The organism is Streptomyces mexicanus, from assembly GCF_902506575.1.
Classification (GTDB): domain Bacteria; phylum Actinomycetota; class Actinomycetes; order Streptomycetales; family Streptomycetaceae; genus Streptomyces; species Streptomyces mexicanus.
Genome location: NZ_LR732544.1, coordinates 1780902 through 1802110, shown reverse-complemented (window position 1 = coordinate 1802110; position 21209 = coordinate 1780902). Strand labels below are relative to the sequence as shown.

At 73.5% G+C, this 21209-nt stretch carries 17 protein-coding genes and 1 pseudogene; 7 read left to right on the top strand and 11 right to left on the bottom strand.

The genetic code is table 11. The annotated features are described in order from the left end of the window. Window positions 1-38: 38 nt before the first annotated feature. The 6 genes from GV126_RS08105 to GV126_RS08080 all read right to left on the bottom strand — a co-directional run bounded on the left by GV126_RS08105 (window position 39) and on the right by GV126_RS08080 (window position 8470). Window positions 39-3941, bottom strand: a complete 3903-nt coding sequence (locus tag GV126_RS08105; protein ID WP_159663986.1) for a lipopolysaccharide biosynthesis protein — start codon at window positions 3939-3941, stop codon at window positions 39-41. Then, complete coding sequence (locus GV126_RS08100; RefSeq protein ID WP_159663984.1) at window positions 3934-4737, bottom strand: polysaccharide deacetylase family protein; 804 nt, start codon at window positions 4735-4737, stop codon at window positions 3934-3936. Before GV126_RS08100 ends, GV126_RS08105 begins: the two co-directional genes overlap by 8 nt. Then, window positions 4734-5732, bottom strand: coding sequence for a glycosyltransferase family 2 protein (locus tag GV126_RS08095; protein WP_159663982.1), 999 nt, complete (start codon window positions 5730-5732; stop codon window positions 4734-4736). The genes GV126_RS08100 and GV126_RS08095 overlap by 4 nt, the downstream gene beginning before the upstream one ends. After that, window positions 5729-6559 carry a glycosyltransferase family 2 protein gene (locus GV126_RS08090; RefSeq protein WP_159663980.1) on the bottom strand — a complete coding sequence of 277 codons (831 nt, stop codon included), beginning with the start codon at window positions 6557-6559 and terminating at the stop codon, window positions 5729-5731. Before GV126_RS08090 ends, GV126_RS08095 begins: the two co-directional genes overlap by 4 nt. Window positions 6560-6951: 392 nt before the next feature. Then, complete coding sequence (locus GV126_RS08085) at window positions 6952-8046, bottom strand: GNAT family N-acetyltransferase (RefSeq protein WP_159663978.1); 1095 nt, start codon at window positions 8044-8046, stop codon at window positions 6952-6954. Window position 8047: 1 nt separating this feature from the next. After that, window positions 8048-8470, bottom strand: a complete 423-nt coding sequence (locus GV126_RS08080) for a hypothetical protein (protein ID WP_159663976.1) — start codon at window positions 8468-8470, stop codon at window positions 8048-8050. 275 nt (window positions 8471-8745) lie between these two features. Between GV126_RS08080 and GV126_RS08075 the strand changes: the two genes are divergently transcribed. Both GV126_RS08075 and GV126_RS08070 read left to right on the top strand, forming a co-directional pair. Beyond that, the gene (locus tag GV126_RS08075; RefSeq protein ID WP_159663974.1) at window positions 8746-9555 is read left to right on the top strand and encodes an SGNH/GDSL hydrolase family protein; all 810 of its coding nucleotides are present in this window, start codon (window positions 8746-8748) and stop codon (window positions 9553-9555) included. Window positions 9556-9939: 384 nt separating this feature from the next. After that, a complete protein-coding gene (locus GV126_RS08070) occupies window positions 9940-10206 on the top strand; it encodes a hypothetical protein (RefSeq protein WP_028422844.1) in 267 nt (88 codons plus the stop codon). A gap of 490 nt (window positions 10207-10696) precedes the next feature. Here the strand turns inward: GV126_RS08070 and GV126_RS08065 are convergent. Both GV126_RS08065 and GV126_RS08060 read right to left on the bottom strand, forming a co-directional pair. Further along, window positions 10697-11491 (bottom strand): annotated as a pseudogene (locus GV126_RS08065) (ABC transporter permease); the annotation flags it as partial. Then, window positions 11488-12456: an ATP-binding cassette domain-containing protein gene (locus tag GV126_RS08060; protein ID WP_159663973.1), complete on the bottom strand. Its 969-nt coding sequence runs from the start codon at window positions 12454-12456 to the stop codon at window positions 11488-11490. The pseudogene GV126_RS08065 and the gene GV126_RS08060, both read right to left, overlap by 4 nt. A gap of 63 nt (window positions 12457-12519) precedes the next feature. On the opposite strand from GV126_RS08060, the gene GV126_RS08055 reads away from it, so the two are divergent. Further along, a complete protein-coding gene (locus tag GV126_RS08055; RefSeq protein WP_159663972.1) occupies window positions 12520-13245 on the top strand; it encodes a TetR/AcrR family transcriptional regulator in 726 nt (241 codons plus the stop codon). 197 nt (window positions 13246-13442) lie between these two features. On the opposite strand, the gene GV126_RS08050 is transcribed toward GV126_RS08055, so the two are convergent. The 3 genes from GV126_RS08050 to hmgA form a co-directional block, all read right to left on the bottom strand. Beyond that, complete coding sequence (locus GV126_RS08050) at window positions 13443-14618, bottom strand: type ISP restriction/modification enzyme (protein WP_159663971.1); 1176 nt, start codon at window positions 14616-14618, stop codon at window positions 13443-13445. 26 nt (window positions 14619-14644) lie between these two features. Further along, window positions 14645-15394: a GntR family transcriptional regulator gene (locus GV126_RS08045; protein ID WP_159663970.1), complete on the bottom strand. Its 750-nt coding sequence runs from the start codon at window positions 15392-15394 to the stop codon at window positions 14645-14647. 70 nt (window positions 15395-15464) lie between these two features. Beyond that, window positions 15465-16781: a homogentisate 1,2-dioxygenase gene (hmgA, locus tag GV126_RS08040; RefSeq protein ID WP_159663969.1), complete on the bottom strand. Its 1317-nt coding sequence runs from the start codon at window positions 16779-16781 to the stop codon at window positions 15465-15467. A gap of 189 nt (window positions 16782-16970) precedes the next feature. Between hmgA and GV126_RS08035 the strand changes: the two genes are divergently transcribed. The 4 genes from GV126_RS08035 (at window position 16971) to GV126_RS08020 (ending at window position 21126) form a co-directional block, all read left to right on the top strand. Beyond that, window positions 16971-17531: a hypothetical protein gene (locus GV126_RS08035; RefSeq protein WP_159663968.1), complete on the top strand. Its 561-nt coding sequence runs from the start codon at window positions 16971-16973 to the stop codon at window positions 17529-17531. Between the two features lie 71 nt (window positions 17532-17602). After that, entirely contained in the window at window positions 17603-18220 is a 618-nt protein-coding gene (locus GV126_RS08030; protein ID WP_159663967.1) for a TetR/AcrR family transcriptional regulator, read from the top strand. Window positions 18221-18403: 183 nt separating this feature from the next. Continuing rightward, window positions 18404-19834: a CitMHS family transporter gene (locus GV126_RS08025; RefSeq protein ID WP_159663966.1), complete on the top strand. Its 1431-nt coding sequence runs from the start codon at window positions 18404-18406 to the stop codon at window positions 19832-19834. A 20-nt stretch (window positions 19835-19854) separates the two neighbouring features. Further along, on the top strand, window positions 19855-21126 hold the full coding sequence (locus GV126_RS08020) for an MFS transporter (protein ID WP_159663965.1): 1272 nt from the start codon (window positions 19855-19857) through the stop codon (window positions 21124-21126). The last annotated feature ends 83 nt before the right edge of the window (window positions 21127-21209 follow it).

Genomic DNA, 21209 nt, shown 5'->3' with positions numbered 1-21209 from the left:
GCCACGTCACCCCGTAGGGCCGGACCCCGGCGGGGGCCCTACCCCCGCCCCCTCGTCAGGAACCGCTGCACCAGCGAGGCCAGCAGCAGCGCCAGCAGCGGCAGCGAGAACCAGAAGCCGCCCTGCAGCCGGCGCAGGTGCCGCACGCTCGGCCGCAGGGCGACCCGGGCGACCTCGCGGGCCGCCAGCAGCAGCACCAGCGCCAGCGCCGCCAGCCCGCCGACCACCGACCAGGGCGTCCACGTCACCTTCGGCCCGATGGGACCCGGATCCGGCTCGGGCACCGGACCGGCCGGCCGGGCGCGCAGCGCGTACATCGTCACGTCGTCGTTGACGAGGACCTTCTTCAGCTCCTGCCGGTGGTCGAGGTTCTCCACCAGCCGCGAGGCCCAGGTGGCCGAGTAGCCCGCGTCCATCCGCAGATACGTCACCTGACTGTCGTTGACCATCAGATACGAGTTCGGACCCGCGTCCTTGAGCGCCTTGACCAGGCTCGACACCAGCACCGGATCGGTCGGCGCCAGGGTGGGCACGTAGGTGACGCGCTCCATGTCCCGCGCGCCCCACGGCATGGCCGGCGTGACGTTGTCGACCGTGTCGTTGCTCAGCCACAGCACCCGTACGGTCGGCTTGTCGTGGGCGTAGACGTAGTCCATCGCGGCGACCTCGCCGGGCCGGATCCGCTCGAAGGGCTCGTTGCCCCACCGGGCCACCAGGAAGCCGCCCATGAGCAGCAGCCCGGCCAGCAGCGCGGCGAGCGGGGCCGGGCTCACCCGGTCCTTGTGGCGTTCCTCGGCGGTGACCCCGGCGCGCGGGAACAGCGCGAGCGCGGCGAGCAGAGCGGCCCCGGGCAGGGCGAACATGAAGACCCTGAGGGCCATCTCGCCGCCGTAGGACTGCATGCCGAAGCCGAGGAACGGCACGAAGGCGAGCACCAGCAGCGAGCGCTCCCGGTACTGGTGCTCGCGCCGCCGCCACCAGCCCCAGCAGGCCAGCAGCATGACCGCGCCGGCCAGCAGCACCCGCATGTACAGCACCAGCTTGTGCGTGGAGTCGCCGCCCTGGATGCGGCCCGAGACGGACGTCGAGACATTGCTGCCGACCCCGCCGACGCCGCCGAACAGCTCGTCGAAGTGCCCCGACCAGTACGGCTCGGCCATGAAGCCCAGCCAGAACAGCACCATCACCGCGCACAGCAGGGGCAGCCCGCGCAGCTCGCAGCGGCCGACGAGGACCAGTACGGCCACCACGCCCAGCATCATGAACGGGGTGAGCTGGTGGGCGGGGACGGTGGCCGCGAACAGCCCGATCAGCACCAGCAGCAGCACGGCCCGCTGCCGCCGGCCGGCCGGCTCGACCTCCGCCTCCCCGGGCCGCGCCTTCGCCCACAGCATGCGCGGCGCCCGGAAGCAGACCAGCAGGATCGCCACGAACGCCAGGTAGAGCAGGAACGTGAAGCCCTGCGGGGAGAAGTAGTCCTGGCCCACCCAGCCGCTGAGCACGAAGATCCACAGGCCGCTCCAGCGGGCCCGCCAGCTCGCCCGCAGCGAGCGGGTCAGCAGGAACATCGGCGCCAGGTACAGCAGTTGGACCGTCATCGGCCACCAGCGGATGACCTCGGTGAAGTCGCTCAGCCCGCAGGCCCGGGCGACGAACGCGGCCACCGCGAAGAACCCGGGCCAGCTCCAGCGGGCGTCCAGGTCGGGGACGGCCGCTCCGGTGCGGTCGATGTAGTCGATGAAGCCCAGGTGCTGCCAGGCCGTCGCGAACCGCGGCTCGCTCTCGATCACGGCCGGCAGCGCGTGCAGCGACACCACGGTCGCCAGCAGTGTCACCAGCAGCAGCGCCCGGTGCTCGCGGCGCAGCCACAGCAGCACGGCGAACACCGTGATCAGCAGCGCGGCACCGACCAGCGTGGGCAGCGGCAGCACCGAGATCAGGCCGGGCCCGCCCATCCGTTCCAGGTCGGCGTCGTCGAGCCGGGCCGCGGGCACCCAGTACAGCAGCAGCGCCGCGGTCAGCAGGCAGCCGAGGAGGACGCCGGCGCGGGTGGGCAGCAGCCGCTGCCGCCCGGAGCGCGCGGGCGCGCCCGGACGGCCGGCGTCCGACGCGGGCCGCGGCCGCGGCTCCGGCCCGTCTCCCGGCTCCGGTTCGGGCGCGCCGAGCGCCGCGAGCGCCGCCTCCGGGTCGGCCTTGCGTCCCCCGGTCCGGGACGGCGCGTCGGGGCCGGCCTGGTGTTCCGTGGCGGCCGGCGGCGCGCCCGGCACGACCGCCCGTTCCCCGGTGGTGAACGGCGCGTCGGGGACGACCGCGCGCTCGTCGGCCGCGAACGGGGCGTCCCCCTCCCACGCGTCCCGCTGCCCGGACCCGTGCCCGTGCCCGGGGGCGTCCCCGGGCACGGCGAGGCCCGCGGGCGGCGTGCCCGGGCCGGGGCGGACGTCGGGCCGGCGTTCCACGTGGTCGAAGTCGACGTGGATGCCCAGCGCCAGGGTGTCGGACCGGGCCCAGCCCGGCCGCCGCCGCACGCCCTGGCCGCCGGCCGTGTCCGTGCCCAGGTCGGCGAGGTCCCCGTCGGGTGCCACGGCCTCGGCCGCGGCGGCGGGCGCGGCCCGCACGGGCCGGTACAGCCTGGGCGCGGCGATCGCGACGATCACGGCGAGGCTGGAGATCTCCGCGACGCCCGCGCCGGTCAGCCCCATCCGGGGCAGCAGCAGCAGCGTCAGGCCGAGCACCAGCACGCACAGCAGGCCCTGCAGCCAGGCCAGTCCCGAGGTGCGGCTCTGCGCGCGCAGCACCGCGAAGTACGTCTCCATCACCACCCGCAGCAGCGCCCCGACGGCGAACCAGCGCAGCAGCGGGGTCGCGGCGTGCGCGTAGCCCTCGCCGAAGACGTGCAGGATCTGCGGCGCCAGCAGGAACAGCAGCCCGCAGATCGGCACCATGATCCGGGCCATCCGTTTCAGCGCCGCCCGGGTGTTCGCGGCCAGCCGCGCCGGGTCGTGCGAGCCCTCGACGGTGAGGGAGGCGCCCATGTTGATGGCGAGCAGGTTGACGGTGCCGCCGATGGTGGTGGTGATGTAGAAGTAGGCGTTGTCCGCGGAGCTGACCTGCGAGGCGATGATCACCGGCACGAGGTAGGTCACGGCGAGGGAGAACAGGGAGCCGGTGTAGTCCCCGGCCAGGAACCGGCCGAGTTCCCCGGTCGTGGGCGGCTTGGCCTGCTCCTCGGTGGCCTTCACGTGCCGGGGCACCAGGCGGCGGAAGACCAGCCAGCCCAGCGGGACCACGGAGGTGGCGATCGCCACCACCCAGGAGACGAACACGCCGGCCGTCGGGAGCGCGGCGGCCAGTCCCACCAGCAGTGCCAGCTTCACCGCCGAGAACACGGTGTTGCCCACCGGCACCCAGGGCGCGCTGCGCAGCCCGGTGAGCACCCCGTCCTGCAGGGTCAGCAGGTTCCACGCCATCACGGCCGCGACGAAGCCCAGCCCGTGGGAGAGCCCGTGCAGGAAGCGGTACGACGGCCCCCACGTGTCCAGGGTGAGCAGGAACACCACCGCCGCGAGCGCCACGATCAGGCAACTGCCCGCATAGGTCCGGGCGATCAGCCGGCCGGTGGCGCGCCCGGAGACCGGGATGAACCGGGCCAGGGCGCCGGTGAGGGTGACCGCGGTCAGCCCGGCCAGGAACTTCATGGCGGCGATGGCGGCCGAGCCCTGGCCGACGGCGGAGTCGGTGTAGTAGCGGGCGGCGACCAGCCAGAAGCCGAGGCCCAGCACCGCGGAGATCCCGGTGTTGAGCATCAGGGCGTACGCGTTGCGGAACAGCTGGCTGCCGCCGGGGGACCGGCCCCGTCCGGGCAGGCGCAGCCGGCGCCGCGGCTGCTCGGACGGCTCCGGTGCGGTGGCCGATGCCTCGGTGGTGGTCGTCGTGTCAGACACGGGTACGGATGGCCTTCCGGCGGACCTGTCGGGCTCTGCGGACCAGGGCGTAGCCCTTGGTGAGGGCGCGGTCCCCGGCGAAGTTCCGGGCGATCGCGCGGCCCTGGACGAGCCGGGCGAACTCCTCGGTGGTGGTGGAGCGGCGCACGGTGAGCCGCCGCAGCGCGTACGGTCCCTGCGCGCGGCGGGCCAGGCCGTTGCCGACGGCGAGCGCCTGGCGGAAACCGGCCGCCCGCACCCGCTGCCGCACCCGCCGGCTGGAGTAGCCGTAGGGGTAGGCGAACGACACCGGTACGGTGCCCAGTTCGGCGGCGACGATCTCCTTGCAGCGGGTCAGCTCCGACCACAGGGCCTCGTCGTCGAGCTGGTCGAGCTGGGGGTGGGTGTGGCTGTGCCCGCCGATCTCCACCCCGCCGGCCGCCAGGTCGCGCACCTGGTCCCAGTCGAGCATGGTGTCCAGGCCGCCGCCGGTGTCGTGGGCGCCGCGCAGCCAGCCCGTCGAGACGAACAAGGTGGCGGGAAAGCCGTGCTTCACCAGCAGCGGCAGGGCGTGCCGGTGCACGCCCTCGTAGCCGTCGTCGAAGGTGATCAGGACGGGGTTCTCGGGCAGCGGCGAGCGGCCCTGGGTGCGCCAGTGGGCGGCCAGGTCGGCGGTGGTGACCGGGTGGCGGCCCAGGTCCTCCAGTACCGCCAGCTGCTCCGCGAACGCCTCCGGCGACACCGACAGGCCGCGCGTGGCCTCGTTCGGTTCCCGGGCGACAGCGTGGTACATGAGCACCGGCACGGGTGCGTTCATCGGTGCGTTCCCCCCTCGCCGTCCTCGATCCGCACGATCCGGAAGCGGGCGCCGCCCCGGCGGGCGCGCAGGCTGCCGACGGCGTAGCCGCCGGCGGCCGTGAGCACCCCGGCGACGATCGCGCCGGCCCGGCCCGCGCCGCCCGGCCGGGCCAGCAGCGCGTCCCGCAGGCCGCGGGCCACCCCGGCCGGCAGCACCCGCGTGGTGTAGCGGCGTTCGGACTCAAGGCCCTTGTCCGCGCCGACGCTGCGCGCCACCAGCGCCTTCGACAGGCCCTCGGCGAAGGTGCGGGTGCGGAAGTAGCGGAAGTGCTCGCGGGCGCCGGGCACCCGGTGGTGGATGACCGCCCGGTCGTCGATCAGCAGGACCGCCTCCGGCCGGGCCCGGGTCAGCCGGATGCACAGCTCCGTCTCCTCGCAGCCCAGCGGGCGTTTGTCGCCGTCGCGGCCGATGCCGGTGGCGAAGCCGCCCGCCGCGTTAAAGGCGCTGCGGCGGAAGGAGGCGTTGCCGCCGAGGACGTTGCGCACCCGGACCCGGCCGGGCGGCAGGCCCTTGTAGGTGCAGCCGACCACCCAGTCGAACTCCTCCGGGAACCAGGCGGGCCGGCGGCCCGACGCCCACACGGGCACGGTCCGCCCGCCCACCGCCATCACCCGCGGGTCGGCGTAGGCCTCGGCGAAGCGGCGCAGCCAGTCCCGCTCGGCCACGGCGTCGTCGTCGAGGAAGGCGACGACCTCGCCGCGGGAGGCCGCGATGCCCGTGTTGCGGCCGGCGGACAGTCCGCGCGGGCCCGCGTTGGCGAGCACCCGCACGTCGTCCGCGTCCTTGTACTGGCTGCTCAGCCGGTCCAGGAGCGCGGTGTTGTGGTCGACGACCAGCAGCGTCTCCAGCGGCGGCCGGGACTGCGCCCGCACCGAGGAGACCGCCGCGAGGATGTCCTCCCAGCGGTCCTCGGTGTAGACGCAGATCACGACGGAGACGCCGGGACCGCTCAAGACGTCTCTCCCAGGTCCGCCGGGTACGCGGCGAGCATCGGGGAGTGCCGTTCCTGGCGGCGCAGCTCACGCCGGTTGGAGCGTTCCTTCAGGATCACCTTCAGCACCCGCAGCCCGTCCCGCACGGCCCGCAGGTTGCTGGCGCCGTGGATGCGCAGGTACTCGTAGCTGGGGATCTCCTGCACCTTCAGGCCGGCCTTGACCACTCTGATGTTCATCAGCGTCTCGACCTCGAAGCCGGTGCAGTCCAGCTCGATCTTGTCCAGGCAGTGCCGCCAGAACGCGTTGTACCCGTAGCACAGGTCGGTGTAGCGGGCGCCGAACTTGCGGTTGACCACCGCGCACAGCACCCGGTTGCCGAGCTTGCGGACGAAGGTCATGTCGTCGGTGCCGCCGCCGTTGGCGAACCGGGAGCCCTTGGCGAAGTCCGCGCCGGAGACCAGCGCGGAGACGTAGGAGACGATCTCGCCGCCGTCGGCCGAGCCGTCCGCGTCGACCATCACGATGATGTCGCCGGTGCACGCCTCGAAGCCGGTGATCAGGGCGTCACCCTTGCCCTTGCCCTGCTGCGGGACGACCTTGACCTTCGGCCACAGCTCGCGGGCCACCTCGACGGTGTTGTCGGTGGAATTGCCGTCCACCAGGACCACTTCGTGTATCCAGTCCGGAAGGGTCTTGAAGACGTACGGGAGATTCTCCGCCTCGTTCATGGCGGGGATCACCACGCTCACCGGTGGCGCGATGGCCAGGTGCGAGGAGATCGGCCGGTACTGAGTGGCCAGTAAAGGATCCTGACCGGAGGACGGCGGGTGGAGAACGGAACTCATGGTCGGTTTCCCTCTCGTCCGGCGGACCGCCCGCCCCCGGGCGGCCCGGCTGTGTGTCCGGTTCGAAAGGGGGGTTCTCATCCGGGCAGGACGGAACGGCTCTCCGTGCCCGCCGGGTGAGCTGGCAAAGCTGACCGGGCTGCCGGAACGGACGGCAGCCGGTCGCGCGGCACGGCCCGGTGACCTGGCGGCCGACCGAGCACGGCACCCCCCTACCGCGCCCCGCGCCGGTGTGCCCCGGTCCCGAAAGCCCTCCCCTGGGACCATGTGCGGGACGTACCGATGCGGGTGAGATGTACGACGGTATTGACGATTGAACCAGTATGGCAAGACCTGGAGTGAGGCCTCACGCTTTTGTTGGTTTTGCCGTTACGCACTTTTGTGCCGGCCGTTCATTCCCGCGAACGGATTTTCCCCATCCGTTTGAGAATTCTGTCCGCCGGTTCGAAAAGTTCCGGCCGGGACAGCACCACATTGCGCAGCGCCCGGACCGGGGCGCGACGCGCCCGGTGCCCGATCGCCACCGGGTGACGGCGTGTCACCCACCCCTCGAAGACCTCCAGCTCCCGGGTCTTGAGGGAGTCCTTGTATTCCTTCTGGCCGCGGCCCAGATCGAGATAGGCGATGCCGTCGGCGGCCGCCGCCTCGGCCATCCGCAGATGCAGCACCAGCCCCGGCGAGTACTTCGCGTACGCCGGGTCGTAGGCGGGGAACCAGCAGGCCAGCACCCGCTCGGTGCGCAGCCCGAAGTGCGCGGCGACCGGCTTGCCGTCGGCGTACAGCACCGACAGGATCCCGGCGAACGGCTCGGAGCGGGTGTGGAAGAGCCGGGTGACCAGATGGGTGATCCACTCGTGCGCGAAGCGGTCGCTGCGCCCGGTCCGGCGGTACTGCGCGGACTTCCATCCCATCAGCGTCCGCAGCACGGCCGGGTCGCGCTCGTCGTGGACGTACGTCACCGGGCCGGCGTCCCGGCCGAGCTTGCGCTCCTTGGCGAGGGTGGTCCGGGTGAACTTCGGCGAGCGGGCGCGCAGTGCGCGCAGATAGCTGTCGTAGCCCTGGTCGACGTCCATGACCGGGGAGGGGAAGGCGCCGGTGGCCGCGGCCTGGAACGGCTGCTGGCCGGTGATGAGGTGGTCGAACTCCCAGACGGCCAGCCCGCAGGCGCGCAGCAGTTCCCGGGCGTCCCAGGTGAAACCGGGGCGGTGGACCACGCCCTGGGCGTCGGAGACGCCGAGCCCTATGGCCCGGCCGACGCCGGCGGCCGATCTCTGGAACGGGAAGAACGCGGCCGGCTCGCCCCCCTCGCGGGCCACCGCGATGCGCACCCCGCGTCTGCACCGGCCCACGGCGAGCGCGAACTCGGGGGAGAGGAAGGGGTTCGCCAGCTCCTCGAAGCCGTGCAGATGGGCCTTGGACTGCATCGCGGTCCAGGCCGCCCGGTCGGCGGCGGTCAGCTCGCCGGGACGGTACACGCTGATGTCCACGTCAGGAGCCCTGCCTTCTCGCCGTACGGCCGCGCAGCCGCCGCAGGGGGACCAGCAGGAGGACGAGGGAGCTGACCACGGTCACGGCCACGATCCCGCCGGGGACGGACCACCGGTGCACCGCCAGCATGCCCTGGGCCACCAGCATGTCGAGGACGACCGCGCCCGTCAGGGAGGCCAGCACGCGGCCGAAGGGGTCGAGCCCGTCCAGCCAGGCCGCGACGGCGGCGGCCGGCGCCGCGAGCAGGAACAGCAGGGCGAGCGGGCCGCGCAGCGGCGAGGACGAGGCGGTGAGCGCCAGCAGCACGCCGGTCCCCGCGGCGGCCGTCACGGCACCCGCGAGCAGCGGCGGCAGGTCCCTCCCCGGCCCTGGCCGCGCCCGCTCGTCGGCGGTCGAAGCGGTCTTGATGCGTAAGGTCTGCATTGGCGACTTTGCCCCCCGAAGCGCCGGATGCCGGGCTTCAATGTCGCGCAGTGGTACACGGGCCGTCAAGACGCGGAAGCCACCCATACAGGTCCTTGTCCGTCTTCGAACTCTCTTCCCCGGCCGTTTCCGCTCCGGACGTTGACGACCCGTCGGAAACCGCCATGGGTCCCTGGATCCGGTCCGCTTCTCAACAGTTTTGGCATGGACACTTCCAGTCAACACGCGTAGCTGCTACCACGGTTGACGCAGGGATCCTGCTAAAGGGAGGTTCCATGAGACGTTCCCGAATGACCGCCTATGTCGGCTCTCTCCTCCTCGCCGTCGGTCTCGCGCTGACCGGAGCGGCCTCCGCGCAGGCATCGACCGGGCAGGCCGCCGCGGGCGGTTACGTCGCCCTCGGCGACTCCTACTCCTCCGGTGTCGGTGCCGGCAGTTACATCAGCTCCAGCGGCAGCTGCGACCGCAGCACCAAGGCGTACCCGTACCTGTGGAACGCCGCCCACGCCCCCTCGTCGTTCGCCTTCACCGCCTGTTCCGGCGCGACGACCGACGACGTCCTCGCGAACCAGCTCGGCCCGCTCGACTCCACTACGTCCCTCGTCTCGATCACCGTCGGCGGCAACGACGCCGGATTCTCCGACGTCATGACGACCTGTGTGCTCCAGTCCGACAGCACCTGCCTGTCGCGGATCAACACCGCCAAGGCGTACGTCGACACCACGCTGCCCGGCAAGCTCGACAACCTCTACTCCACCATCCGCGGCAAGGCGCCCTCCGCCCACGTGGTCGTGCTCGGCTACCCCCGCTTCTACCTGCTCGGCCAGACCTGCCTCGGCCTGTCCGAGACCAAGCGCTCCGCCATCAACGACGCGGCCGACCACCTCGACGCCGCCATCGCCAAGGTCGCGGCGAACCACGGCTTCACCTTCGGCGACGTCCGCACCACCTTCAGCGGGCACGAGATCTGCTCCGGCAGCTCCTGGCTGCACAGCGTCGACTGGCTCGACATCGGCCAGTCGTACCACCCGACGGCCACCGGCCAGTCGGGCGGCTACCTGCCCGTGCTCAACGGCGCGGCCTGACCCTCCGTCCGCACCGGGCCGCGGACCGGACGGCCGCGCCCGCGCCGTCCGGTCCGCGTGCACGCCGTGCGGGCGTCCCGTCCGCGGTGGCGGAACGGTCTCTTCCGCTGCGTGGGTGACACGCCCCGGGCCGCTCCCGCGCCGATCCCGGCCCGGCGGCGGTCGCGCCGTCACGCCCGGTGACCCCGGGCCCCGACGGAGCCCCGGCCCGCCCCGCCCACCAGCGGCTTGTCCAACTCGCCGCGGAAGCAGCCGGATTCGGAGCGTAGTCGTCAACCCCCTTACGGCGAAGGTGAATCCTGGGGGCGAGATACCCGCATGCCCCTGTGGGGCGATAGGGTTACTCTGCCCGGGCCGGGTGGACTCGTACGGGTGGGGAGTGACATGGAGCAGATAACAGTGCGCAGCAGGGCCAGGGTCCCTGCGATCACCTGCGGAAGCAGCGCGACCAGCTCGCGCCTCGACCGCCACCTGGCGGTGCTGGCGGGCCCCGCGGTGCCGCAGTGCGAGACGGTCGAGGCGACCTCGCTGATGCGTGAGCTGACCGCGCGGGACCCCCGTGACCGCACGGGCCGGGGTGCCCGGGTCGGGCGGGTGTCGCTGTTCGCGCCGCTGCGGCGGCTGCGCCGCTCGCTGTTCGGCGGCCGCTAGCGGCACCGGGCCGGCGCCCGAGGCCGCTCCTCGAAGGCGCCCATCGGAATCCGCACCCGGTGCCCCCGGGCCGCTCGGCCCACCGGGTCTGCCCGGTCCACCGGACCGTCTGATCCGCCGGGTGTGCCCGGTCCCCCCGTTCCGCCGGGCGGGTCGATCGGCCTCGTGCCGCCTCGCGGGGCCGCACCGGTGCCGTGATGCCGGCCGACGCTGTCTTCATGGCCGGACCCGGATCCGGAGCCGCGGCCGGACATCGGTCGGCCAGGTCGTTCCGCCGCGCGGGAGGCGTCCCCACCTCGCCTCCCGCGCGGCGTCCTCCTCTCTCTCCCGCCGCTCCCGCCGGGGCGCCCCGGCCGCGCCCGCCCGGGAAGTGACGCCCGCCGCCCCGTGCCGACGGGCGTGGGCCGCCGTCGGGACGGATCCCGGCCGCACCTTCCGCACCCCACCTGCGCGTCCGGCCGCCACAGCGCCGTCGCGGAGTCGCTCCCCCCTCCGCGCGGGCGTACCGCCGTACGGCGAGCGGCGCGCACAGCGCGATCAGGACCGCGCACCAGGCCAGCGTGCCGGCCACCGGATGGGCCGTCGGCCAGGCGTGGGGGGTCCCCGCCTGCTCTAGCGAAGCCGAGAGCGTGGGGGAGAGCAGGCGGCGCAGCGCCGTGGTCACCGCGCTGATCGGGTTCCACTCGGCGAGGGTGCGCAGCCAGCCGGCCAGGTTCCCGGTGGGGATGTAGGCGTTGGACAGCAGCGGCAGCACGAACGTGGCGGCGCCGAGCTGTCCGGCCGCCTCCTCGCTGCGGCTGGCCAGACCCAGCCAGATCCCCACCCACGTGCAGGCGAGGCGGAACAGCAGCAACACGCCCACCGCTCCGAGCGCTTCGGCCGCCGTCCCCTCGATCCGCCAGCCCACGGCCAGCCCGACCAGCAGCAGCGGAATCGTGCCCAGCGTCGTGACCACCAGGTCCGCCACCGCCTGGCCCACCGGTACGGCCGCCCGGCTCACCGGCAGCGTGCGGAAGCGGTTCATCACCCCCCGGTGGGTGTCCTGGGCGGCCTGGAACATGCCGGTCATGACACCGCCCGCCGCCGTGGCCGCCAGCAGCCCCGGCACCAGGAACGACCGGTACTCCCGGCCCGGCATCGCCAGGGCGCTGCCGAAGACGTAACCGAAGAACAGCAGCAGGTTGATCGGCATGATCTGGGTCAGGATCGCGATGCCGGGGTTGTTGCGCACCCGGCGCAGCTGCCGGCCCACCATCACCGTGCCGTCGTACACCGACGCGTTCACGCGGCGACCTCCTTCCGGGCCGCCTCGGTGTCCCGGGGCTCTCCGGTCAGCCGGAGGAAGACGTCGTCGAGCGTGGGCGGCTTCAGGCTCGCGTCCAGCAACGGCACGCCCGCCGCGTCGAGTTCGCGCACCAGCCGGGGCAGCGTGAGGGTCGGGTCGGTGGCGACCGCGCCCACGGCGAGCCGGTCGTGGTCGAGCACCGGCTCGGACCCGGTGAGCCGGTCCAGCGCGGCCGCCGCCCGGGCCATGGCGTCCGGGTGCGCGACCACCACCTCCGCGTGCGTGCCGATCAGGGCCTTCAGCTGGGCCGGTGAGCCGGTGTGCGCGAGGCGCCCCCGGTCCACCACGGCGACGTCGTCGGCCAGCTGGTCGGCCTCCTCCAGGTACTGGGTGGTCAGCACGACCGTCGTGCCCTGCTGCTTCAGCTCGCGCACGGTGTCCCAGACCTGGGTCCGGCCGGCCGGGTCCAGGCCGGTGGTCGGCTCGTCCAGGAACAGCACGGCGGGCCGGCGGACCAGTCCGGCCGCCAGGTCCAGGCGGCGGCGCATGCCGCCGGAGTACGTCGCCGCGGTCCGGTCGGCGGCCTCGGCCAAACCGAACCGCTCCAGGAGCGCGTCGGCCGCCGCGCGCGCCGCCGGCAGCCGGTGCAGCCGGGCGAACAGACGCAGGTTCTGCCGGCCCGTCAGGTCGCCGTCCACCGAGGTGTCCTGCCCGGTCACCCCGATCAGGCGGCGCACGGCGGCGGCCTCGCGGACCACGTCGTGCCCGGCCACCCGGGCCGAGCCCGCGTCCGGCCGCAGCAGCGTGGTCAGCAGCCGGACGAGTGTCGTCTTGCCCGCGCCGTTGGGTCCCAGCACCGCGCAGACGGTGCCCTCGGCCACCGCCAGGTCCAGCCCGCGCACGGCGTGCACGTCCTTGAACCGCTTCTCCAGACCCTCACTAAGTACAGCGTACGTAGTTGTCATGGGGTGACCATAGCGCACTACGTACGCCGTACGTAACTACGATGAGGAAAGAGGTGATGATCGATGGCTGGCCGAGCGGCCGTACCCGAGGTGATCTGGGCCCGTCCCGAGCGGGCCGGGCGGGGGCCCAAGCCCGCGTACAGCCGCGCCGACATCGCGGCGGCCGCGGTACGGCTCGCCGACGCCGGCGGACTGGACGCGGTCTCGATGCGGCACGTGGCCGCGGAACTGGGCTGCGGCACGATGTCGCTGTACAACTACGTCCCCCGCAAGGAGGACCTGTACGAGCTGATGGTGGACGCCGTCAGCGGCGAGCACGAGCTGTGGCAGCCGTCGGGCGACTGGCGCGCCGACATGCTGAGGGTGGCCCACCAGACGCGCGCGCTCATGCACCGGCACACCTGGCTGCCGCGCCTGATGTCACCGGTCTACGGCTTCAGCCCCCACGCACTGCGCTACCTGGAGCACTGCCTGGCCTGCCTGGACCCGCTCCAGGAGATGACCTACGGCATGAAGATGCAGCTCATCGGGTTGCTCAACGGGGTCGTGACGATGTACGTCACCAACGAGCTGGCCACGGCGGAGCGCACGCGGAACCTGCCGTGGTCGGAGGAGCAGGAGAACGCGGTCCGCGGTGCCTATCTCGGGCGGCAGCTCGCCAGTGGGGCCTATCCGCGGATGGCGGCGGCGTTCACGGAGGACGCGGGGCCGCTCGACCCGGACGCCGTGTTCGACATGGTGCTGGCGAGGGTGCTGGACGCCTTCGACCCCGGCCGGGGCCGGTCGTAGCGCGGCCCGGGGGCTCGCCCCTAGGGCGTGTTTCGAAAGTCCCGCCTGGCCCGCGACGCCTGGCACGGCACCTCGCCGCGTTGTCGGGCTCGTCCGCGTACGCCCAGTACGCGGACGACCCTCCGCCTTGCGATGCACCGCGCCAGACGCCGCGGGCCCCGCCCTCCGGGCGGACGACGCTACTTTCGAAACACGCCCTAGAGCAGCGCGAACTGCCCCTCCGGGCCCTCCTCGCGGTGGTCCAGCACCGTGGCCGGCCGGCGCGCCGGCTCCGGCACCGGCAGGACGCCCGCCGCCCGCAGGTCGGCGGCGGTGACCTCGTCCGCCACCGGCCACGCCGCCGGATCCGGCCGTGCCTGGGACAGCAGCGCCAGGACGGTGATCAGCTCCAGCAGCTCCGACGTCCACGCCTGCGGCCAGGTGGCCGGGCGGATCGCGGCGAGCGTGCCCGGCTCGCCCTCGGCGGTGCGGGCCGCGAACCACTGCTCCAGCACCCGGACCCCGCCGGTCTCGAAGTCCCACGCCTCGGCCGGCACCGGGGCGATACGGCCCTCGTCGAGCAGCAGGGCCTCCTCGTCGCGGTCGTAGCGCAGGGTCAGCGGGCGGGGCGGCAGCGGGGCGCGCACATAGGGACGGCGGCCACCGGGCAGCTTGGGGCGCTCGCCGTCGCGGCGCATCAGCCACAGCGTCCGGCGCCCCGCCCGAACGCCCCGCGCCCACAGGTCGGCGTCCCCGGTCAGCGGGACGACGAGGCCGGCCGGGCCCTGCCGTACCGCCGTCAGGATCCAGGCGAGCACGTCCAGCGGATCCGGGCGGTGCCCCAGGCGGCCGGCCAGATGGTCCAGCAGGCCCGGCGCCAGGTTGGGATCCGCGCCCCCGGGACGGCGGAACAGCGGGCGGATCCGCCCCGGGCGCACCACGGGCAGCAGGGAGGTCGCCAGCAGCAGGAGCCCGGAGGAACCGGGCGCGGCGGTGGTCTCGACCGTGAAGACCTGCCGCGCGTCCGCCACCCGCCACAGCTCGGGCCGGGCGGCGTCGATCAGCCGGTGGTCGGGGATCAGCCACTGCTCGTCGAAGGGTGCCGCCAGGACCCGTACCGGATCGGGGCACGGACCCGAGGCGCGCGCCAGCCGCTCGGTGCCGCCCGAGCGGCCCGGCAGCTGTCCGACCGCCGTGTGCGGGGTGCGGGCGCGCGTCGGCTCGAACAGCGCCTCCCGGTCGGGGCCCTCGGCCTTCAGCAGGGTGTCCCAACGGGCCTTCAGGCAGGCCGCGTCGGGGGCCGCCGGCCAGCCCCGGCCGAGCCGCGGCGGTGCGACGGACCACGGCATGAGGTCCGCCAGAAGCGGAGCGTCGTCGTGCGTCACGCCGGGCATCGTACGATGGGCCGGGCGCCGTGGGGTCAGGTGGCGTCGAGCGTCACCGTGAAGGAGAAGCGGTCCCCGCGGTAGTGGATGACCGCCACGTCCAGCGGCCGCCCCGCCCGGTCATAGGTGATCCCGGTGTAGTGCAGGATCGGGCTGAGCAGCGGTACCTGGAGCAGCCGTGCCGTCTCCGGGTCGGCGAGCCGGGCCTCGACGGTGTCGGTGATCCGGCTGATGTCCGCGCCCACCACGTCCCGCAGCACCTTGGTCATCGGCCAGCGGGCCAGGTCCTGGGGGTCTATTCGGCCGGCCGCCTCGGGACGGACGTAGTTGCGGGCGTGGTTGGTCGGCTCGCCGGTCTTCTCGTCGCAGCGCAGCCGGTGGTACGTCGCGACCTCCTCCACGTCCGGGAAGAACTCGGCGAGTTCGGCGGGCACGGGGCACCTGCCGTGGTCGAGCAGCTCGCTGGTCATGCCGGACTGCTGGGCCACGATCGCGTCCACCGAGCCCAGCAGCCGCACCGGGGAGCCCCGGCGGGCCGCCGGTTCGATGAACGTGCCGCGCCGCCGGTGCCGGCTGATCAGCCCCTCGTCCTCCAGCTCCTTCAACGCCTGCCGCATGGTCAGCACGCTCACGCCGTAGTGGTCGGCCAGCTGTTCCTCGGTGGGCAGACGCAGCGGGTCGTGGGGCGAGCGGCCGAGGATCGAGGCGCGCAGCGACTGCGACACCTGGTACCACAGCGGCAGCTTGCGGTTCAGGACGATCGAATCCGGAGCGAAGGAGGTCACGCGCTATCCGTACCGGTCGGGCACCCTCGGTGCAATGGTCCTGGGTGCGGGGGGCGGTGAGGCCGCGGTCTCACCCCTGCGGACGGAAGTGCCGCTCGAAGCCCTGCCACACGTCGTCGTAGCGCCGCTGCAGGTGCTCCGCGCGCAGCGCGTGCGGGGTGAGCGTCACCGGCCAGCGGGTCTCGAACATGAACGCCAGCCCGTCGTCCAGCTTCTGCGGCCGCAAGTCCGCGCTGCTCGCCCGGTCGAAGGTCTCCCGGTCCGGGCCGTGCGCCGACATCATGTTGTGCAGCGAGCCGCCGCCCGGCACGAAGCCCTCCGCCTTGGCGTCGTAGGCGCCCTCGATCAGGCCCATGTACTCGCTCATCACGTTCCGGTGGAAGTACGGCGGCCGGAAGGTGTCCTCGCCCACCAGCCAGCGCGGGGCGAAGACGACGAAGTCCACGCCCGCCAGGCCCGGCGTGTCCGACGGCGAGGTCAGCACCGTGAAGATGGACGGGTCCGGGTGGTCGTACGAGATGGTCCCGATCACATTGAAACGGCGCAGGTCGTAGACGTAAGGCACATGGTTGCCGTGCCAGGCGACGACGTCGAGCGGGGAGTGGTCGTAGGTGGCCGTCCACAGGTTGCCGCAGAACTTGTTCACCACCTCCACCGGGCCCTCGACGTCCTCGTAGGCGGCGACGGGGGCCCGGAAGTCCCGGGCGTTGGCGAGGCCGTTGGCGCCGATCGGGCCGAGGTCGGGCAGGCGGAACGGGGCGCCGTAGTTCTCGCAGACGTACCCGCGGGCGGTGGCGTCGAGGAGTTCGACGCGAAAGCGCACTCCGCGCGGGATCAGCGCCACGTGGCCCGGCTCGGCGTGCAGCAGCCCGAACTCGGTGCGCAGCAGCAGCCCGCCGCGCTCGGGCACGATCAGCAGCTCGCCGTCCGCGTCGCTGAAGACGCGCTCCATCGAGGCGTTGGCGTGGTACAGGTGCACCGCCATGCCGGTGCGCTGGGCGACGTCGCCGTTGCCGCCGAGGGTCCACAGGCCGGCCAGGAAGTCGGTCTCCGGGCCGGGTTCGGGCAGCGGGTTCCAGCGCAGCCGGTTGGGGTCGGGCACGGTCTGGGTGAAGGGCGCCGTGCGCAGCGTGCCGTTGCCGGTGCGGGTGAACGCCGGGTGCGCGGCCGAGGGGCGGATGCGGTACAGCCACGAGCGGCGGTTGTGCGCCCGGGGCTCGGTGAACGCCGTGCCGCTGAGCTGTTCCGCGTACAGCCCGAGGGGGGCGCGCTGCGGGGAGTTGCGGCCCTGGGGCAGGGCGCCCGGAACCGCCTCGGAGCTGTGCTCGTTGCCGAAACCGGAGAGGTAGTCCAGCCCCTCCGCCACCTTGCGTGCGTCCCCGCTCATCGTCGCTCCCTTACGCAGCGCTGAGGTCCGACCTGATTCCTATGGGACACCGTAGGATTGCGGTTTCCCCCGCGCAAGAGGGCCTGCGCCGCCTCCGCCCCGGGGGCGCGGTCCTCCGCCCGGAGGAGGGCCGGGGAACCAGACCTGAGGGGGATCCGGCGGTCGGACGGCTGTTCTACGCTCGCCGGCATGACATCGTGGACGCGCCGGAGACGCGCCGCGCTCGCCGTCGGTGTCCTGCTGCCGCTGTGCGCCGCGGGCTGCGGTACGAGCGGGGGGCAGGATCCAGGAGCGCGGGCGCAGCCGACCGCATCCGCCGGCAGGCTCATCGACCACACCGATGAACAGGGGCGCCCCTACCGCGAGGTGGACGCCGCCGGCGCGCCCGGAATCGGGGTCGAGGTACGGCCCGACACCGGCGGCGACTGGGACGTACGGCTGAGGGTCCGCCGCTTCCGCTTCTCGCCGGCCGGCACGGCCGCGCGCGCCCGGGCCGGCCGCGGCCTGGCCCACCTCCTGGTGGACGGCCGGCTCGTCGGCCGGCTGCGGACCACCGAGTACCACCTGCCCGCCCGGCTCGTGCCCCGGGGCACCCACCACGTCACCGCCCGTCTGTACGCCGACGACGGCACGGTGTGGGCGGTGGCCGGCAAGCCGGTGCAGAGCACGGCGGACATCACGGCCTCCGCCCAGGAGCCGCCCGAGGCGTCGCCGTCCGAGCCGGGCGCCGCTCAGGAGCCGCCCCGGTAAGCCGCCCGTTCCCGCAGCCGGGAACAGCCGGGAACAGGGAGAGCTTCACCGGGGGCGGGCGGGACGGCATCATGAGCCCTGTGCCTCCTGCGACCCCGCTTCGCCGCGCACCCGTGCAGCGGCGCAGTGCCGAACGGCTGACCCGGATCCTCGACGCCTGCGCCGACCTCCTCGACGAGGTCGGTTACGACGCGCTGAGCACGCGCGCCGTCGCACTGCGGGCCGGTGTGCCCATCGGCTCGGTCTACCGCTTCTTCGGCAACAAGCGCGCGATGGCCGACGCGCTCGCCCAGCGCAACCTGGAGCGGTACGCCGAACGCGTCACCGAGCGGCTGGAGAACAGCGCGGACGGCGGCTGGCGGGCCGCCGTGGACGCCGTGCTCGACGAGTACCTGGAGATGAAGCGCACGGCCCCCGGCTTCTCCCTCGTCGACTTCGGCAACCAGATCCCGCTCGGCCGGCGCCACACCGGGCCCAACCACCGGGTCGCCGACCGCCTCGTCGACCTGCTCTCCGGGCCGGTGCGCCGCGAGCCGGACGACGACCTGCGCCGCACCTTCCTCATAGCCGTCGAGACCGCCGACACCCTCGTGCAGCTCGCCTTCCGCGTCGATCCCCGGGGCGACGAGAAGATCATCGAGGAGACGCGGGAGCTGTTGCGGGCCTATCTGGGACGCGTCCTGGACTGACCCCCCGGGCGGGCCGCGGCGGCCGCGCCGCCTCCAGGTCCTTCCCCGAGAGCCTGGCTGACCTGGAGTTTTGCGCTTATTGCTCGTGCGTCAACCACTTGTTAACCCTTCTTTACGGCACCTAACGTCATCGCGACCCCCGGCCCGGTGGGCAGTTCAAGGGCGAACGTTAGGTATCCACTCATGCTGACCATCCTCGGCTTCGCCATGATCGCGACCTTCCTGGTCCTGATCATGATGAAGAGAATGTCGCCGATCGCGGCGCTCGTGCTGATCCCCGCGCTGTTCTGCGTGGCCGTCGGCAAGGGCGCCAAGCTGGGCGACTACGTCATCGACGGCGTCACCGGCCTCGCCCCCACCGCGGCGATGCTCATGTTCGCGATCGTCTACTTCGGCGTGATGATCGACGTCGGCCTCTTCGACCCGATCGTCCGGGGGATCCTGAGGTTCTGCAAGGCCGACCCGCTGCGGATCGTCGTCGGCACGGCCCTGCTCGCGGCGGTGGTCTCCCTCGACGGCGACGGCTCGACCACCTTCATGATCACCGTCTCGGCGATGTACCCGCTGTACAAGCGCCTGAAGATGAGCCTGGTCGTGATGACCGGTGTGGCCGCCATGGCCAACGGCGTGATGAACACCCTGCCCTGGGGCGGCCCCACCGCCCGCGCCGCCACCGCGCTGAAGGTGGACGCGAGCGACATCTTCGTGCCGATGATCCCGGCCCTCGCGGTCGGCCTGCTCGGTGTGCTGGCCCTGGCCTGCGTGCTGGGCCGCCGCGAGCGCAGGCGGCTGGGCGTGCTCACCCTGGACGAGGCGCTGGAGCCGGCCGGGCGGGAGACGGTGCTGGTCCGCGCGGGCGGGGGCAAGTCCCCGGCGTCGACGGGCGGTCCGGGCTCCGCCGGCCCGGGCGGCTCCCCGGCGCACACCAGCGCTTCGGACTCCGCCGACGCGGACCTTCCCGGGGAGGCGGCCGTCCAGGGGCTGGACCCCGACCGCCCCACCCTGCGCCCGAAGCTGTACTGGTTCAACGCGCTGCTCACGGTCGTGCTGCTGACCGCCATGATCATGGAGTGGCTGCCGATCCCGGTGCTGTTCCTGCTCGGCGCCGCCCTCGCGCTGACCGTCAACTTCCCGCACATGCCCGACCAGAAGGCGCGGATCGCCGCCCACGCCGAGAACGTCCTCAACGTCTCCGGGATGGTCTTCGCCGCCGCGGTCTTCACCGGTGTGCTGCAGGGCACCGGCATGGTCGACCACATGGCCGACTGGCTCGTGACCAACATCCCCGACGGCATGGGCCCGCACATGGCGCTCGTCACCGGAGTGCTGAGCATCCCGCTGACGTACTTCATGTCCAACGACGGCTTCTACTTCGGCATCCTGCCGGTGCTCGCCGAGGCCGGCCAGGCCCACGGGGTCTCCGCGCTGGAGATCGCCCGCGCGTCCATCGTCGGCCAGCCGCTGCACATGTCCAGCCCGCTCGTCCCCGCCGTGTACGTGCTGGTCGGCATGGCCAAGGTCGAGTTCGGCGACCACACCCGGTTCGTGGTCAAGTGGGCCGCGCTGACGTCCCTGGTGGTCCTGGGCGCCGGCCTCCTCTTCGGCATCGTCTGAACACCGGAAAGGCAGGTCCCATGGCGCCCGGCGGGAACCGCGGCTGGCTGCTCCGTCTCGTCCTCGCCTTCGGCTTCGCGCAGGCGGCGGTGTCGATGGCCCGGCCCGCCGTGTCCTACCGGGCGCTGGCGCTGGGCGCCGACGAGCGCGCCGTCGGCGTGATCGCGGGCGTGTACGCCGTGCTGCCGCTGTTCGCCGCGGTGCCGCTGGGCCGCCGTACCGACCACGGCCGGTGCGCACCGCTGCTGCCCGCCGGGGTGGTGCTCATCGCGGGCGGCTGCGCGCTGAGCGGGGCGGCCGGCTCGCTGCCGGCGATGGCCGTCTGGAGCGGGGTGATGGGCCTGGGGCACCTCTGCTTCGTGATCGGGGCGCAGTCGATCGTGGCCCGCCGGTCCGCGCCGCACGAACAGGACCGCGACTTCGGCCACTTCACCATCGGTGCCTCGCTCGGCCAGCTGATCGGGCCGCTCGCGGCGGGCGCGCTCATCGGCGGCCCCGACCTGGCCGGGACCAGCGCGCTCGCGCTGCTCGTCGCGGGCGCGGTCGCCGCCGTCGCCTGCACGTCGCTGTGGCGCATCGAGCCCCGTACGGCCTCCACGGCCTCGTCCGGGTCGCGGCCCGGGCGCGTTCCCGTGCGGCGCATCCTGGCGGCCCGGGGGGTGCCCGCGGGCATCCTCGTCAGCCTGTCGGTGCTCTCGGCCACCGACGTCCTCACCGCCTATCTGCCGGTGGTCGGCGAGCACCGGGGGATCGCGCCGTCCGTGGTCGGGGTGCTGCTCGGCCTGCGCGCGGCGGCCACCATCGCCTGCCGGCTGGTGCTGACCCCGCTGCTGCGGCGGCTGGGCCGCAGGCTGCTGCTGACCGTGACCTGCCTGCTGGCGGGGGCGCTGTGCGCGGGTGTGGCGCTGCCCGTGCCGGTGTGGGCGCTGGGCGCGATGCTCGCGGTGCTCGGGTTCTGCCGGGGCGTCGGCCAGCCGCTGTCGATGACGACCGTGGTCCGGGCGGCGCCCGAGCAGGCGCGCTCCACCGCGCTGGCGCTGCGGCTGACCGGCAACCGGCTCGGCCAGGTGGCCGCGCCCGCCGCCGCCGGGCTGGTGGCCGGCGTCGCCGGGGTGGCCGCGCCCTTCGTACTGCTCGGTGCGCTGCTCGTGCTCTCCGCGGGCGGCGCCCTGCGCGCGCCGCGCGGTGAGGGGCCGCCCGAGAGCGCCGGGCGCTCCCCGGCGGCCGGCGGGGGAGGCCGGCCGGGGCCGGAAGGGTGCCGCGCGCAGGGCGCGATTGCGCCGGAGGAGTGATGTGTGACGGCGCGTCGGGCGTCGGTGCCGCACCGCGGTGAGGGGGTGTGAAAGAGAGTCAGGTGAACGAGCGATTTGTATGA

What these genes read in the sequence shown, in the direction of transcription:
- GV126_RS08100 (WP_159663984.1), bottom strand. Translation starts at nt 4,737, where the DNA reads ATGAACGCACCCGTGCCGGTGCTCATGTACCACGCTGTCGCCCGGGAA.
- GV126_RS08090 (WP_159663980.1), bottom strand. Translation starts at nt 6,559, where the DNA reads ATGAGTTCCGTTCTCCACCCGCCGTCCTCCGGTCAGGATCCTTTACTG.
- GV126_RS08080 (WP_159663976.1), bottom strand. Translation starts at nt 8,470, where the DNA reads ATGCAGACCTTACGCATCAAGACCGCTTCGACCGCCGACGAGCGGGCG.
- GV126_RS08075 (WP_159663974.1), top strand. Translation starts at nt 8,746, where the DNA reads ATGAGACGTTCCCGAATGACCGCCTATGTCGGCTCTCTCCTCCTCGCC.
- GV126_RS08070 (WP_028422844.1), top strand. Translation starts at nt 9,940, where the DNA reads ATGGAGCAGATAACAGTGCGCAGCAGGGCCAGGGTCCCTGCGATCACC.
- GV126_RS08060 (WP_159663973.1), bottom strand. Translation starts at nt 12,456, where the DNA reads ATGACAACTACGTACGCTGTACTTAGTGAGGGTCTGGAGAAGCGGTTC.
- GV126_RS08055 (WP_159663972.1), top strand. Translation starts at nt 12,520, where the DNA reads ATGGCTGGCCGAGCGGCCGTACCCGAGGTGATCTGGGCCCGTCCCGAG.
- GV126_RS08050 (WP_159663971.1), bottom strand. Translation starts at nt 14,618, where the DNA reads ATGCCCGGCGTGACGCACGACGACGCTCCGCTTCTGGCGGACCTCATG.
- hmgA (WP_159663969.1), bottom strand. Translation starts at nt 16,781, where the DNA reads ATGAGCGGGGACGCACGCAAGGTGGCGGAGGGGCTGGACTACCTCTCC.
- GV126_RS08035 (WP_159663968.1), top strand. Translation starts at nt 16,971, where the DNA reads ATGACATCGTGGACGCGCCGGAGACGCGCCGCGCTCGCCGTCGGTGTC.
- GV126_RS08030 (WP_159663967.1), top strand. Translation starts at nt 17,603, where the DNA reads ATGAGCCCTGTGCCTCCTGCGACCCCGCTTCGCCGCGCACCCGTGCAG.
- GV126_RS08025 (WP_159663966.1), top strand. Translation starts at nt 18,404, where the DNA reads ATGCTGACCATCCTCGGCTTCGCCATGATCGCGACCTTCCTGGTCCTG.
- GV126_RS08020 (WP_159663965.1), top strand. Translation starts at nt 19,855, where the DNA reads ATGGCGCCCGGCGGGAACCGCGGCTGGCTGCTCCGTCTCGTCCTCGCC.